This window comes from Rhizobium sp. BK275 (assembly GCF_014193555.1).
Taxonomy (GTDB): Bacteria; Pseudomonadota; Alphaproteobacteria; order Rhizobiales; family Rhizobiaceae; genus Rhizobium.
The window spans coordinates 373,035-387,432 of sequence record NZ_JACHZL010000001.1 but is presented as its reverse complement, the minus strand read 5'-3'; the positions used below and the strand labels follow the sequence as shown (position 1 = coordinate 387,432).

The following is a 14,398-nucleotide window of genomic DNA, read 5'->3' as shown; positions in this document are numbered from 1 at the left end:
TCGCGGCTATATCCTGTGGCGATGTTTCAACTGCTGTCGACCTACTGGCCGCATATCCTCTTCGTCATCTCCATTGCCATGGGGGCAGCGGCGGCGATCCATGCCACCATGACCAAGGAAGAGGTCCGGGCCGCGACCGGCTGGGTGGGCGTCATCATCCTCTCGCCGATCATCGGCGCGCTGCTTTACATGATTGCCGGCATCAACCGCATCCGCCGCAAGTCGCTGAGCCTTCGCCGCGACGCGTTGCTGCCTGCTGCCGATCTGGATGAGCTCGAAAAGTTCGACGCGGAGACCGATGCCGTCATCAGCCAGTTCGGCCGGCGTTTTGCCGCCCTGCAGACGCTTGGTGATCGCATCACGCGCTACCCGCTGACGACGGGCAATACGATCGATATGCTGGAAAACGGCGACGAAGCCTATGCGGCGATGAAGACGGCAATTGATGGCGCCGAGCGCAGTATCCTGCTGGAGACCTATATCTTCGACCGTGACAGGATCGGGCTGCGCATCGCCGATGCGCTGATTGCAGCCGTCAAGCGCGGCGTGGAAGTACGTGTGCTGATCGATGCAGTCGGCGCGCGCTATTCGGTGCCGAGCATTCTCGGATACCTGAAGGAGGGTGGGGTGACCGTCAGTGTCTTCAACGGCAACGTCATCATGGGCTTGAGGTTGCCCTATGCGAACCTGCGCACACACCGCAAAATCCTGATCGCGGATGGAAAGATCGCACTGACGGGCGGCATGAATATCCGCGAAGGCTTCAGCGAGGAGGCGGTCGGCGGGAGTTTTGCCCATGACACGCATTTCAGCGTCAGCGGCCCGGCGGTGGCCGATCTCTTCGACGTCGCGGCCGAGGACTGGCGTTTCACGACAGGCGAAGTCCTGAACGGCGAAGCCTGGCGCGGCGACCGACTGGAGCGCAAGCGCGGCGACCCGGTCTTCTTGCGCGTCGTCGCTTCCGGACCGGATCGGAGCGTGGAAACGAACCACAAGATGCTGATAGGTGCCTTTTCCGTCGCGCGCCAGTCGATCCGTATTATGTCGCCTTACTTTCTGCCGGATCGGGAGCTGATCAGCGCGCTGACGACGGCGGCCCGGCGTGGCGTGGAGGTTGATATCGTTGTGCCTGCCGCCAACAATCTCGTTCTGGTCGACCGGGCGATGACGGCGCAGTTCGACCAGATCGTCAAGAACTACTGCCGCATCTGGCGTTCGACCGGCAGCTTCAGCCATTCCAAGCTTCTCTCTATCGACGGAACCTGGGCCTATGTCGGTTCCTCCAATCTCGATCCGCGCTCGCTTCGGCTGAATTTCGAGGTTGATCTCGAAGTGCTGAATGCCGGCTTTGCTGCCGAAATCGATGAGCGCATCGACGATGCCATCAAGTCCGCCACGCCGGTTACGCTCGAGGGGCTGTGGTCGCGGCCCTTCCTCGTGCGGCTGCTTGAAAAGGTGCTGTGGCTGGGTTCCCCATATCTTTGACCGCGTTTTCGTGATTGCGGCATGGCAAGTTTTGCTGCGCTGCCTATAATCCTGAAAAGAGCTTTTCGAGCAATGGAGCCGGCGTTCCTTCCGATGCAAGTCAAGAAGAAAGACAGTCTGCCCGCCAGTATCATCGCTTCCATCAAGAATAGGAAGAAGCGCGTCGAGACCTGGCGTGCGGGGCCAAAACCGCGCAATGACGGCACTCTTATCGCCTCCTACAATGTCCATAAATGCGTCGGCACTGACCGACGCTTCGATCCGGAACGCACGAGCCGTGTCATCCATGAGATCGATGCCGACGTCATCGCGCTGCAGGAGGCCGATACGCGTTTCGGCGAGCGTACGGGCATTCTCGATCTCACCCGGCTGGAGCGCGAAACCGGGCTCGTTCCGGTTCCGATCTCAGGGGCGGTGAAGGCGCATGGCTGGCACGGCAATGTCGTGCTCGTCCGCAAGGGTCTCGTGCATGATGTCCACCAGGTGAAGCTGCCGGGGCTGGAGCCGCGCGGCGCGCTGGTTGCGGAAATAGAGCTCGAAGCCGGTGGGAAGCTGCGTATCATCGCCGCGCATTTCGGCCTGCTGCGCCACTCGCGGGCGCAACAGGCAAAGACGCTGGTCGATCTCATCAGCGACCGGCATGAGATGCCGACCATCCTGCTTGGCGATCTCAACGAATGGCGGCTCGGCGACCGCTCGTCCCTCACTACCTTTCAGATGGCCTTCGGTCCGCTGCCACCTGCCGTTCCAAGCTTTCCGGCCGGCTTGCCGGTCCTGGCGCTCGACCGCATCATTGCCAACCGGAAAGGTATCATCTCCGCCGTGGAGGTGCATGACACTCCACTCGCCCGCATGGCGTCCGACCACCTGCCGATCAAGGCAGTGGTCGATCTGCAGCAGGAAGTGGCAGGGGCTTAGCGCCGTGCAGGTTCTCAGGTCCGGACGGGAGCGGGAAGAAGCTTGCCTCTCAGCAGCAGCCAGAGCGTTCCGACTGCAATGATCGCAAGCGCGATGTTGACGAGCACGAAGATAACAGGCGCCAGCTCGCTGATCGCGCCGGCGTCGCCGCGTGCCGTCATGCGCAGTGCTGCTGTCGAAAGCGCAGTCAGGCCGAAGGTAAAGGCCCAATAGGAACCGGCGAAGGGTTGTTGCATGATCCAGGGCAGCTGGCGGCTGATGATCAGGACCTGGAGGATGGCATAACCGAACATGGCATGCACGAGCATGTCGGGCGTGCCGGTCGTCACACTCAGATAGGCGGCGCTGCCGACGGCGGGTGGGGCGAGCTGGATGCCCAGAGTCGGCCGCAGCGGTACGGCTAGCTCGGGTGCCATCAGCAGTTGGTGCAACAATACGGATTCGATCGCCAGCCAGGAAAAGAAACCGGCACCGAAGGCGAACTGGCCCCAGTCGGCATAACCGAGCGTGCCTGCCGCGATGGCGGTGACGAAAGAGCCGGCAACAGTCGGCAGATAAAGGACTGGCGTGTTGGTGACCGGATCACGCCCGCCACGCCAGAGCAGGCCGGTTCGCCAGAGCAGGAAAAACAGGGTGATCGCGAATCCTGCCAGAGCCAGAACTTCAGTTGCGATGCGCGAATAAGGAAGGATCGCAAGTCCCGCCAGCATGGTCGCGACGCCGATCAGTCCGACGAAGCAGCACTGGATGGGATGCTCAAGTTCCGCCGTCACCTCCTTCGGCGCGATAAACCATTTCGCGGTGTAGAGGAGGATGAGGACGAGCCAGATGGCAAAGCCAAGAAGGCTGATGGCTTCGCCCACGCTGGCCGGAACCGGCAAGATGGCAGCGGCGGCGCGCCAGCTGTTGCCGAGCCCGACAACGCCAAGAACAATGCCAAAGAATGCAGCGGGTATGCGGGGGAACGACATGTTCGGTTCTCCGAATTGATCCGGCAGGATCGTTTACCCTGCCGGTGCGGCAAGCGGTTCACGTTGGACGTTCTACTTTGCAACGGCATCGGCAGCGTCCATCACGCGGGCCGAATAGACAAGAGCAGCACCGGCATTGACGGAGATCGCGACACCGAGGGCCTCAGCAATTTCCTCCTTGGTAGCGCCGACTTTCTGGGCTTCGGTCGTATGTACGGCAATACAGCCATCGCAACGGACGGTGACGGCCACGGCAAGGGCGATCAGCTCGCGCTGCTTGGCATCGAGATGGTTGGTCTTCCGTCCGGCGGTCGAAAGGGTTTGATAGCCTTTGATCGTCTCTGGCACGATCTTGGCGATTTCGCCGATCCGGCCCAGGAGTTCGCCGCGATATTCCTTCCAGTCCAACATGAAGATCATTCCTTCTCTTATCAGCGACGGCGTGATTGCCTCGACTGTTGGACGTGACTATGACCTTCAGACGTGATAATTTGAATGCTCAAAAAAGTCATTTTCTAGCGCGATCGTCTCATGGATGTTTTAAGCCGCCTTATCGAGCTTGCCCGCCTGCAGCCAACGCTCGACATTCGCTGCCAGTTGCAGGGCGCGTTTCATATCGACCACGAACCTGTTGCTGCAGGTACGTTGCCGTTTCATCTGATCCTCGGCGGCGATTGTCTCATTCGCCTCGGCTCCGGTCGTGAAATCATCTTGCGCTCCGGCGATTTCCTGCTGTTGCCGCGCGGAGATGCGCATGCGATCGTTGGCTTGCGGCCAAGCGGCGAAGCGCAGCCTCTGCGCATCGCCGTGGGTGGCATGCTGCCTTTGCGCGAAAACGGCGAAGGCGAGGCCGATGTCGACCTGCTCTGTGGTCATTTCGATTGCGCGCCGGGATCGGCCGCCTTGCTGCTCGATAGCCTGCCTGACGTCTTTCACGTATCGCTCGCCGAGGAGTCGGAGGAGCTGCTGAAGACGCTCGTCGCCATGCTCTACAGGGAAACGGTTGAAGAAAAGCCGGGAGCATTGGCGATCATCACCGCCACCTGTCTCTCGCTTTTTATCATGGCGGTGAGGGCAGGCAAGGTCTCGCCCGTCGCATCTTCGGGGCTGCTGCAATTGCTTGGCGATGCGAGGCTCGGCAAATCCGTCGTGGCGATGATGTCCTCGCCGGCCTTTGCCTGGACGATCGGTGATCTTGCCCGTCATTCGGCCATGTCGCGGGCTACCTATGCCCGGCAATTTCGCGAGCGCGCCGGAATGACGGTCGGCGCGTTCCTGACCGATATCAGGATGATGCTGGCGAGCGACCAGTTGCTCAGGACGCGCCGAACGGTTGCAGATATCGCTGCAAAGGTCGGTTATGAATCCGAAGCCGCCTTCGGCAAGGCTTTCAAGGCAAGACGTGGCCTAACGCCGGCGCGCTTCCGCGCTGCGGAAAAGGTGAGACAGAATGGGCAGGGGTGATGCGCGGGGGGAGGCTAAGCGCCTCGCCGCTCGACTTCCGTCAGCACGGATATGAAGGCTCTGAGGCTTTGCGGCACATGCCTGTGACCGGGATAATAGAGGCAGAGTCCGGGGATTGGCGGGCACCAGTCGTCAAGAACAGAGATAACCTCGCCGCTGGCAAGATAGGGTCGCGCGACCCTTTCCGGCACATAGGCGATGCCAAGCCCTTTGACCGCCGCTTCCGCCATCAGTTCTACATGATCGAGGGTCAGGGCGCCCGATACCTCGATAGTCACTTCCTGGCCGTGTTTCTCAAATTCCCAGCGGTAGAGTTTGCCGCTCGGCATACGCAGGCGGATGCAGCGGTGATGCTTCAGGTCCTCGGGCGTCTTTGGCCGCTTGTGGTCTTTCAAGTAAGCTGACGAGGCAACCGCGAGGAAACGTGCCTCGCCACCGAGTTCGACCGCTATCATATCAAGCGGCACGGATTCCCGCAGGCGGATGCCGGCATCGAAGCCTTCGCTGACAATATCGACCAGCCGGTTTTCGGTAACGATATCGAGCGATATCTCCGGATAGCGCTCGAGAAAGAGAGGAACGGCGGCATTCAACAGCACGCGGGCGGCAATTTCGCTGGCGTTGATGCGTAGCGTACCGCTCGGCTGGCCGCCGAATTCGCCGACGGCATCGAGCGCCAGATCGAGATCGCGCAAGACCGGCTTTAGCCTGTCGAGAAGCATTTCGCCGGCTTCGGTAGTCGCGACGCTGCGTGTCGTGCGATGCAGCAGGCGCACGCCCATGCGCGCCTCCATATTGCGCATCATGTGGCTGAGCGTCGACGGCGACAGGCCGAGTTCGCCGGCCGCCTTGCGGAAGCTGCGGTGGGCGACGATTGCCGCGAAGGAATTGAGGTCATCAAGCGTCGGTCGATAACTCATGGGTATTTTTCAACAGCTCATGCAGATTTGAACGGATTATCACATCAATAAACCTCTCTATCTTTGCTGTCATCAAGCTGCGATCCACCGGCATCAGAAAGGCACAGACGATGACAAAGACATGGCTCATCACAGGCACATCCTCCGGGTTCGGCCGGATCATGACCGAGAAGCTGCTGGCGCGGGGCGATCGCGTCGCCGCAACCTTGCGCAAGCGCCAAGCCCTGGCTGATCTTGAAGCGCAGTATGGCGGCCGGCTCTGGGTCGCGACCCTCGACGTCACCGATGACCGGGCCGTTCATGCGGTCGTCGACGCCGCTTTCGAAGAGATGGGGCGGGTCGATGTCGTCGTCAGCAATGCTGGTTATGGCCTGTTCGGCGCGTCCGAAGAGGTGAGCGATGCGCAGATCCGCCATCAGATCGATACCAATCTGATCGGCTCCATCCAGGTGATCCGGGCGGCCTTGCCGCATCTGCGCCGGCAGGGCGGTGGTCGCATCCTGCAGGTTGCTTCGGAAGGCGGCCAGATCGCCTATCCGAATTTCAGCCTCTATCACGCCACCAAATGGGGGATTGAAGGTTTCATCGAGGCCGTGGCGCAGGAAGTCGCCCCTTTCGGCATCGACATCACCATTGCCGAGCCGGGGCCGGCGGGTACGGATTTCGGAGCCGGTCTCGTCAGACCGCCGCAGACGGATGTCTACGAAGACACCCCAGCCGGCCAGGTGCGCAAGGCAATCGCCGATGGCTCGTTCAAGATCCTGGGCGACCCCATGAAGATGGCCGACGCGATGATCGCGGCGGCTGAGGCGCAGCCGGCGCCCAAAAGGCTTGCGCTTGGCAGCACGACCTATCAGTCGATCCGCAAGGCCCTGAACGAGCGGCTTGCCGAGCTGGAAGCGCAAAAGGAGATCACGCTGTCGACCGATATCGACGCGTGAGCCACCCTCAGCGATCGATCGTCGACATGATCGTGTCGTTGTAGCGCTTGCCCGAGACTTTGCCGGGGGCAAGCGCTTCATCGAGCGCCTTCATCTGCTCGGCATTGAGCGCGATGGCGGTGGCGGCGATATTGTCTTCCAGGTAGGTGCGGCGCTTGGTACCGGGGATCGGCACAAAGTCGCTGCCCTTGTGCAGGATCCAGGCGAGCGCGATCTGGCCGGGCTTGACGCCGAGCGAGGATGCGAGTGAGCGAACGGCATCGGCCGCGCGGACATTGGCGTCGTAGTTCTCGCCCTGATAGCGCGGATCGCCACGGCGGAAATCGCCTTCCGGATAGTCTTCGGCGCGCTTGACCTCCCCGGTCAGAAAGCCGCGGCCGAGTGGGCTGAAGGGCACGAGGCCGATGCCGAGCTCCTTCAAAGCAGGGATGACGTCGGCCTCCAGATTGCGCTCCCAGAGTGAATATTCGCTCTGCACGGCCGACACCGGGAAGACGGCATGCGCGCGGCGGATGTTGGCGACACCGGCTTCGGAGAGGCCGAAGTAACGAACCTTGCCCTCCTTGACGAGCTCGGCGACCGTGCCGGCGACGTCCTCCATCGGCACAGCCGGATCGACACGATGCTGGTAGATGAGGTCGATGTGGTCGGTCGCAAGACGCTTGAGCGAGCCTTCTATGGCGCTGCGAATGGTTTCCCGTCGGCTGTCGCGTTCGGTGCCCACCTGTTTGCCGTCCTTCAGGCGGAAGCCGAACTTGGTGGCGAGCGTCACCTCGTCACGCCGGCCCTTGAGAGCTTGGCCGAGCAGTTCCTCATTCTTGTAGGGGCCGTAAACCTCGGCTGTGTCGAGGAAAGTGCAGCCGAGCTCGATGGCGCGGTGAAGGGTTGCGATGGATTCCGTCTCATCGGCCGGCCCGTAGGATTGGCTCATGCCCATGCATCCGAGGCCGATGGCCGATACTTCAAGTCCCTGACTGCCGAGTTTGCGCTTCCGCATCGTGATGCTCCTGCTTCTCAAGTGAGGAGAGGTCTATATAGACCCCGGTGCAGGATTATGAATGCGCGAGAATCCCGATAAGCTGCGCGAGCGTTCAGCAGTCCCGGTGGCGCCGGTTGTCTTTGTCATCAGATGTGAAAGTGACGAGGTGAAGGGCATCGATCAGGATGGAGACGATCTTCTTCCACATGGCTTCTCTCCTTTCCCAAGTGTTCTCTTCGTCTTGCGTGTGGTCTTCAAACGAGCTTATTGTCGGCTTCTGATAACTTGAGGTTATGGGATGAAGCGCGGTCGGCTGCCTCTGACGGCATTGCGAAGCTTCGAGGTTGCGGGACGGCTCGAGAGCTTCACGCTTGCGGCTGAGGAGCTGTTCATCTCGCAGGCGGCTGTCAGTCGGCAGATCCGTGAGCTTGAACAGCTATTGGGTGAGCTGCTGTTCGAGCGGCGCCATCGAAGTGTCGTTCTGACGGGCAGTGGCCGGAAGCTGCTTGCCATCCTGACGCCCTCCTTCGATCGGATCGACGAATGCCTGGAGGATATCCGCGGGGCTTCAGTATCTTCGGATCTGAAGATCAGCGTCGAACCTTCCTTCGCCGCTTGCTGGCTGGTGCCGCGCCTGCCGGAATTCCGCAGACTTCATCCTGACGTGGAGGTATCGATCGATGCCGATCCCCGGACGATCGAATTCCGCACCGGCCAGGCGCAGATTGCCATCAGGCACAGCGCCACCGTCACCGCATGGCCACGGACGGAAAGCCGGCACCTGATCGATGTCCGCGCGGTGCCGGTGATCGCCTCCGATCTCCTGGAGCGTGGCCCACCGATCTCCTCTCCGCATGACATCTTTGCCTATGGGCTTTTGCATGAGGAAGCCCGCGACGGCTGGAGCCGGTGGTTTGAGGCGGCCGGCGTCGCCATGCCCCAGACGGCGAGGGGGCCTGTCTATGCTGATGACGGTCTCGTGCTGCAGGCGGCGCTGCGCGGCCAGGGCGTTGCGCTCCTGGATGAAGCCTTTGCAGAAGAGGAAATCCGGGCCGGCCGCTTGCGCCAACTCTTCGACCTCACGGTTCCGAACGGCGCCTACTGGCTGGTTACCCGCAGCTTCGACCGCCTTACACCCCCGGCTGCGGATTTTGCACGCTGGGTGACCGAGAGCCTTCACAAGCGCTGACCTCTACCCTCCTGTCGCCATCCGCTTCTTGGTCGCCTCGCGGACAAGCTTCCATCGGGTAAGCTCAAGCATGGCGTCCGCCAATGCGCGATGCGCCGGGTTTGCCGCCTTGCTTTCCTCGACAATGCCGTCGATGAGCTTCGATAGCTCTGTCTCCGTGATGGCCGCTCCTGTTAATTCACGCGCCGCGGCCATAAAGGCATCACGCGACTTGCCGAGCCGGAGGGCATGCCGAGGAAATCCGCCGGCGCGCAGGAGAACGCTCAGCCATTTTCCATCCCAAGAAGGGGCGCTCGCATAGAGATCGTGCCCCGTCAAAACCTCAATCATTTCATGAGCGATCTGCTCTACCGGTACGCCCTTCGATGCCAGTAACTCCCGCGAAATCCCATGGATTGCTTCCGCATCGGCCGCCCAGTCATCCCAGTCAGCGGCTGGCCGGATCAGGGCCGAGCGCGAGCGGCCGTCTTCGAACACCCAGGCAACTTCGATCGGAACGCTTTTCTTGCTGAGGGACGAGGCCTCGAAATCCAGGAAAACGATCAATGCAACGCGACAGGCGGGTGCTGTCCTCCAGCGAGAGTTTTGTGCCGATCGGCCGATGCCGCAGGCGCCCGACCGAAGAACAGGAACGCAGCCTACAGCCGGCAGAGTTTATTTGTCGAGCCGCATGCCGTCGGCGTTGAAGATGTGCAAATAAGCGGGATCGCAGGTGAAGGCGAGCTGGCTGCCGGTCGCGATGTCAGACAATCCCCTATACTCCACGGTCAACGGCTGGCCGTCGCCAAGCTGGCAATAGAGGAACTGAGTGCCGCCGAGATATTCATCAAAATCGACCGTGGCCCGCAGTGTCTCATCCTGTGAGCTTGCGGCGATCCTCAGATGCTCCGGGCGCATGCCAAGGGTAATTTTCTGCCCTTGGCTCAAACCAGCCCCGCCGATCGGCGAACGGATTCGGTTGCCGGATACCATGATATTGCCGTCGCCAGTCCAACTTGCGTCGAGAAGGTTCATGCGCGGCGAACCGATGAAGCCCGCGACGAAGACATTGTTCGGCCGCTCATAGATCTCGCGCGGCGTTCCCGCCTGTTCGATATATCCATCCCGCAGCACGACGATCTTGTCGGCGAGCGTCATTGCCTCGGTCTGGTCGTGCGTGACGTAGATCATCGTATTGCCGAGCTCACGGTGGAGCCTGGCAATTTCGATGCGCATCGAGACGCGCAACTCCGCGTCAAGGTTCGACAGCGGTTCGTCGAAGAGGAAGACATCCGGCTTGCGGACGATCGCGCGACCGATCGCCACGCGCTGCCGCTGGCCGCCCGAGAGCTGTCCCGGCCGGCGGTCGAGCAGATGGTCGATCTTCAGGATCGCCGAGGCTGCCTTGACGCGGGCCTCGATCTCCGAGGTCTGCGTCCTAGCCATTTTCAGGCCGAAGGCGAGATTGTCGCGCACACTCATATGCGGATAGAGCGCATAGGACTGGAAGACCATGGCGATGCCGCGATCGGAAGGGTCGAGATCGGTGACATTGCGTCCCTTGATCTCGATCTCGCCGTCGGTGACATCCTCCAGCCCGGCAATCATGCGGAGCAGGGTCGATTTTCCGCATCCCGAGGGTCCGACGAAGACGACGAAGGATCCCTCAGCGATGGTCAGGTCGACGCCATGGATGACTTCCAGATTGCCGAAACTCTTGCGAATTTCGGTCAGCACAACGCTCGTATCCGCCATTTTATTCACCGCGCGCCTCGCCGGCTCTGACCCAGACGAGCATCTCGCCTGGTTCGCGGTTGTCCCAGAAAGGATAGGGCACGAAACGCGCGCTCGCCTGTTTTGTGGCAGGCGGCGAGGTGCGGTAGAGCGCCGAGCCCCAGTCGGCCGTATCACGGCTGACGGGAAGTTCGAGGGCGACCGCGCCGCGAAGACCCGATATCTCGGAGGTCTTGGCTTGCGAAACATCAGCTGACAGAGAAATGCCGTTCAGTCCGGCGCCGTTGTCGGTTTCCTCGACGCAATAGACCATCGGACCACGCATCAGCGCCGTGCGGCCGGCATCCTGGCGAACCAGCGGATTGGCGAAGAGCTTGCGGGCCGTCAGCGGGATCGAGAGATCGACCTTGTCGCCGCTCTTCCAGTCGCGGTCGATGCGGGCATAACCATCCATCAGCACGGATGCGAGATCGAGCTTTTCGCCATTGATGGAAAGCGTCGCACCGTCGGCCCATTCCGGGATACGCAGTGACAGCGCGAAGTGAGCCGGGCGGTCGAGCGCCAGGTCGAAATGGATCGCGCCATCCCAAGGGTAACGCGTCCGTTGCGAAAGCTCGACCTTGGCGCCGGCAAGATCGAAGCGCGCCTTGCTTTCCCCATAGAGGTGGACGGCAATTTCATCCTCGGCGATCGCATACATGTAGGAGCCGACGGAAGCGAGCAGGCGAGCGATGTTCGGCGGGCAGCAGGGGCAATGGTGCCAGATCCAGCGATGGTGCTTGCCGGAGCTTTCCAGTGGGTTCTCGTAGAAGAAGCGGGTGCCGTCGAGGGAGAGGCCGGCCATGGCGCCATTATAGAGCGCCTGCTCCATGATATCGGCATAACGACGGTTTGGGCCGCGGCCAAGCATGCGGTTTGCCCAGAAGACGAGGCCGACCGAGGCGCAGGTTTCGGCATAGGCGCTCTCGTTCGGCAGGTCGTAATAGTCTGTGAAGCCTTCGTTTGCGGCTGCCGGACCGATGCCGCCGGTGACGTACATCTGCTTGGTCGTCAGGTCGTCCCAAAGAGTTTCGAGCGCTGCCGTCAGCGTGTCGTCATTATATTCGGTGGCGATATCGGCCATGCCGGCATAGAGGTACATGGCGCGTACCGCGTGGCCGACGACCTTCTTCTGTTCGCGTACCGGCACATGCGCCTGGCCGTACTCATAGGTCTTCTGGTGGAAGTCGGCAGCACTCCGGCCGTCACGGATCGCTTCTTCGGTGAAAAAATGCGGTTCGGTGCCGCGCTCGTCGATGAAGAACTTCGAAAGGTCGAGATATTTCTTTTCGCCCGTGACACGCGCCAGCTTGACCAGTGCGAGCTCGACTTCCTCGTGGCCGCAATAGCCGGGCATCTGGCCGGGGCCGTGGCCGAAGACGGTGATCAGGTAATCGGAGTAGCGGCACATGATGTCGAGCAGCTTCTTCTTGCCGGTCGCCTGGTAATAGGCAACCGCGCCTTCGATCAGGTGTCCGGCGCAATAGAGCTCATGATGGTCGCGCAGGTTCGTCCAGCGCCGGCCGGGCTGGACGCGCTGGAACCAGGCGTTCAGATAGCCGTCCTTGTCCTGCAGCTTCTCATACATGTCGATAATCTCATCGACGCGGGCTTCGAGCTGCGCATTGGGCCGGCGGTAGAGTGAATAGGCGACAGTTTCGATCGACTTGCCGAGATCGCTGTCCCAGAACATCTGCGTCGTGCCGCCCCAGGGGCCGATCGGAATGACCACGCCGGGGCTCGGCTGGGTCACGTCGATCGCCTGCAGCATACCGGCCTCGACGCAGCGGTCGAGCAGCGTTTCGGCGGTGGAATCGCAGATCACATCCTGGCGATCGCCAAACAGGCCGCGCAGTTCGACGCTCGGCACGGGCAGGGGACGGAACTGGCGGTCTCTCTTCAGCTTGTTCATAGGCTCATCCATTTCGTTGAAAGATCATCATTTCACCGCGCCGGCCATCAGCCCGCGCATGTAGTAGCGTTGCAGGAGCAGGAAGACGATCAGGCAGGGGATCGTCATGACGACGACACCGGCCTGAACCGCGCCCCAGTTGATGGCGCCGAGGCGGCCGGCGCGCACCGCCGTCATCAGGACGGGAAGCGTGTATTTCTCGTTGCTGGAAAGCAGCACGAGGGCGGCCAGGAATTCGTTCCAGGCATTGAGGAAGGCAAAGATCGCGACTGTCGCGATACCCGGCAGCACCAACGGCAGAAGCACGCGGATCAGCAGTTTCAGGTCCCGCGCGCCATCGATGCGCGCTGCTTCCTCGATCTCCTTCGGCACGGCATCGAAGGCATTGCGCATCATGAAGACGGAGAAGGGAAGTTGCAGCGTCACGTAGACGAGGGTGAGCCCCAGCAGCGAATTGTTGAGGCCGAGCTTCGCCAGAATGATGAAGAGCGGCGTCAGGATCGACTGGAATGGGATCATGAGCGTCGCGATGATCAGCACGAAGAGGGCATTCTTCAGCGGGAAGCGATAACGCGAGAAGCCGTAGCCGGCGAGCAGGCTCACCGTGACCGTCAGCAACACCGTTGCCAGCGAAACGAATAGCGAGTTGATCATGTGCCGCCAGATGCCGGCGCCGAACGTATCGAGCAATGCATAGGCATCGAAGCTGACACCTGTCGTCGGCCATGGCGGCAGCGGCGGCAGGCTTGCCTCCGTGCCGTGCCGGAAGGAGGCAAGCAGCGTGATGATGAAGGGCGCCAGGAAGAAGACCGAAACGGCGATCCCGGCGACATGATAGGCCGATTGCGATCTGAAGCGTTTGCGGGCGCGGCGTTCACGGGAGGAAATCATCAGCGTTCCTCTCCGACACGCAGCAGCCAGAGCTGGACGACGGAGATCGCAACGAGGATCGCCAGAAGGACGATCGAAAGGGCGGATCCGTAGCCCAGATTGAAGGACACGAAGGACTGATTGAAGATGTAGTAGACGACGGAGATCATCTTGTTCTGCGGTCCGCCCGAGGTCATGATGTAGAACTGGTCGAAGGCGAGGATCGAGCCGGTGACCGAGACGATCAGCGCCAGCGCAATCGTCTTTCGCATCAGCGGCAGGGTGAGATGTCGAAAGCGCTGCCAGCGCCCGGCGCCATCGATGCGGGCTGCCTCCGTCAACTCGGACGGAATGGCCTGAAGCCCGGTCAACAGGATGATCATGGTAAAGCCCGCGATCTTCCAGACGACCATGACGATGATGGTTGCAAAAGCGGTATCGAAGCTCGCCATGATATTGGGGCTTCGCTCGACGAGGCCGAGTGCGCGAAGGGCCGGGCCGACAAAACCGCTGTCGACATTGGCAAGCCAGACCCAAAGCAGCGACGCTGTCGCCAGGCCGACCACGACGGGCAGGAAGATGATCGTTCGGTAGGTGCTGACGAAGCGTCGCTCCTTCTCGACGAAGATCGCCAGCGGGAAGGCGACTGCGAAGATCGCGATGGTCACGATGACCGTATAGTAGGCGGTGAAGTTCAAGGCCGCCATGAAGCGGCTATCGTTCCACATGCGGATATAGTTGGCAAAGCCGATCCAGCGCGCCGCACCCATCAGCGGCCAGTTGTGCAGGCTCATCCAGCCGGTGAACAGCACAGGCATGACGAAGAAGACAATGACGAGCGCCATGGCGGGCGCGATATAAAGAAAGCCGCGCCATTGCGACCTTCGCCGCCGTTTTCGGACAGCGCGCGTGCGCTGCGGACCGGAACCGGTCATCGAAACCTCCGCATCTTACGAATGATCAGTCTGTGGATCGGCCGGGGAACTGCCACCGTCCC

The 14,398-nt window shown here is 61.3% G+C and carries 14 protein-coding genes; 5 read left to right on the top strand and 9 right to left on the bottom strand.

The genetic code is table 11. The features are described from left to right. Positions 1-21: 21 nt before the first annotated feature. The gene (locus FHT82_RS01755; protein ID WP_183727213.1) at positions 22-1,485 is read left to right on the top strand and encodes a phosphatidylserine/phosphatidylglycerophosphate/cardiolipin synthase family protein; all 1,464 of its coding nucleotides are present in this window, start codon (positions 22-24) and stop codon (positions 1,483-1,485) included. Between the two features lie 93 nt (positions 1,486-1,578). After that, entirely contained in the window at positions 1,579-2,403 is an 825-nt protein-coding gene (locus FHT82_RS01750) for an endonuclease/exonuclease/phosphatase family protein (protein WP_246698025.1), read from the top strand. 14 nt (positions 2,404-2,417) lie between these two features. Here the strand turns inward: FHT82_RS01750 and tehA are convergent, their stop codons facing one another. Continuing rightward, positions 2,418-3,374, bottom strand: coding sequence for a dicarboxylate transporter/tellurite-resistance protein TehA (tehA, locus tag FHT82_RS01745; protein ID WP_183725735.1), 957 nt, complete (start codon positions 3,372-3,374; stop codon positions 2,418-2,420). Positions 3,375-3,446: 72 nt separating this feature from the next. Continuing rightward, the gene (locus tag FHT82_RS01740; RefSeq protein ID WP_183727212.1) at positions 3,447-3,785 is read right to left on the bottom strand and encodes a carboxymuconolactone decarboxylase family protein; all 339 of its coding nucleotides are present in this window, start codon (positions 3,783-3,785) and stop codon (positions 3,447-3,449) included. A 120-nt stretch (positions 3,786-3,905) separates the two neighbouring features. On the opposite strand from FHT82_RS01740, the gene FHT82_RS01735 reads away from it, so the two are divergent. Next, positions 3,906-4,838: an AraC family transcriptional regulator gene (locus FHT82_RS01735; RefSeq protein WP_183725733.1), complete on the top strand. Its 933-nt coding sequence runs from the start codon at positions 3,906-3,908 to the stop codon at positions 4,836-4,838. A 14-nt stretch (positions 4,839-4,852) separates the two neighbouring features. On the opposite strand, the gene FHT82_RS01730 is transcribed toward FHT82_RS01735, so the two are convergent. Continuing rightward, positions 4,853-5,758, bottom strand: coding sequence for a LysR family transcriptional regulator (locus FHT82_RS01730; RefSeq protein WP_183725731.1), 906 nt, complete (start codon positions 5,756-5,758; stop codon positions 4,853-4,855). Between the two features lie 110 nt (positions 5,759-5,868). Between FHT82_RS01730 and FHT82_RS01725 the strand changes: the two genes are divergently transcribed. After that, positions 5,869-6,699, top strand: coding sequence for an SDR family oxidoreductase (locus FHT82_RS01725; RefSeq protein WP_183725729.1), 831 nt, complete (start codon positions 5,869-5,871; stop codon positions 6,697-6,699). 7 nt (positions 6,700-6,706) lie between these two features. On the opposite strand, the gene FHT82_RS01720 is transcribed toward FHT82_RS01725, so the two are convergent. After that, a complete protein-coding gene (locus FHT82_RS01720) occupies positions 6,707-7,702 on the bottom strand; it encodes an aldo/keto reductase (protein WP_183727211.1) in 996 nt (331 codons plus the stop codon). Positions 7,703-7,976: 274 nt separating this feature from the next. On the opposite strand from FHT82_RS01720, the gene FHT82_RS01715 reads away from it, so the two are divergent. Beyond that, entirely contained in the window at positions 7,977-8,867 is an 891-nt protein-coding gene (locus FHT82_RS01715; RefSeq protein WP_183725727.1) for a LysR substrate-binding domain-containing protein, read from the top strand. A gap of 3 nt (positions 8,868-8,870) precedes the next feature. Here the strand turns inward: FHT82_RS01715 and FHT82_RS01710 are convergent, their stop codons facing one another. From FHT82_RS01710 to FHT82_RS01690, 5 genes are all read right to left on the bottom strand, one after another. Next, a complete protein-coding gene (locus FHT82_RS01710) occupies positions 8,871-9,413 on the bottom strand; it encodes a transcriptional regulator (RefSeq protein WP_183725725.1) in 543 nt (180 codons plus the stop codon). A gap of 108 nt (positions 9,414-9,521) precedes the next feature. Then, positions 9,522-10,601, bottom strand: coding sequence for a sn-glycerol-3-phosphate ABC transporter ATP-binding protein UgpC (gene ugpC / locus FHT82_RS01705; protein ID WP_183725723.1), 1,080 nt, complete (start codon positions 10,599-10,601; stop codon positions 9,522-9,524). A gap of 1 nt (position 10,602) precedes the next feature. Then, positions 10,603-12,531: a glycoside hydrolase family 127 protein gene (locus FHT82_RS01700; RefSeq protein WP_183725721.1), complete on the bottom strand. Its 1,929-nt coding sequence runs from the start codon at positions 12,529-12,531 to the stop codon at positions 10,603-10,605. A 27-nt stretch (positions 12,532-12,558) separates the two neighbouring features. Beyond that, the gene (locus FHT82_RS01695; RefSeq protein ID WP_183725719.1) at positions 12,559-13,422 is read right to left on the bottom strand and encodes a carbohydrate ABC transporter permease; all 864 of its coding nucleotides are present in this window, start codon (positions 13,420-13,422) and stop codon (positions 12,559-12,561) included. Beyond that, positions 13,422-14,336, bottom strand: a complete 915-nt coding sequence (locus FHT82_RS01690) for a sugar ABC transporter permease (RefSeq protein WP_183725717.1) — start codon at positions 14,334-14,336, stop codon at positions 13,422-13,424. Before FHT82_RS01690 ends, FHT82_RS01695 begins: the two co-directional genes overlap by 1 nt. Between the last annotated feature and the right edge of the window lie 62 nt (positions 14,337-14,398).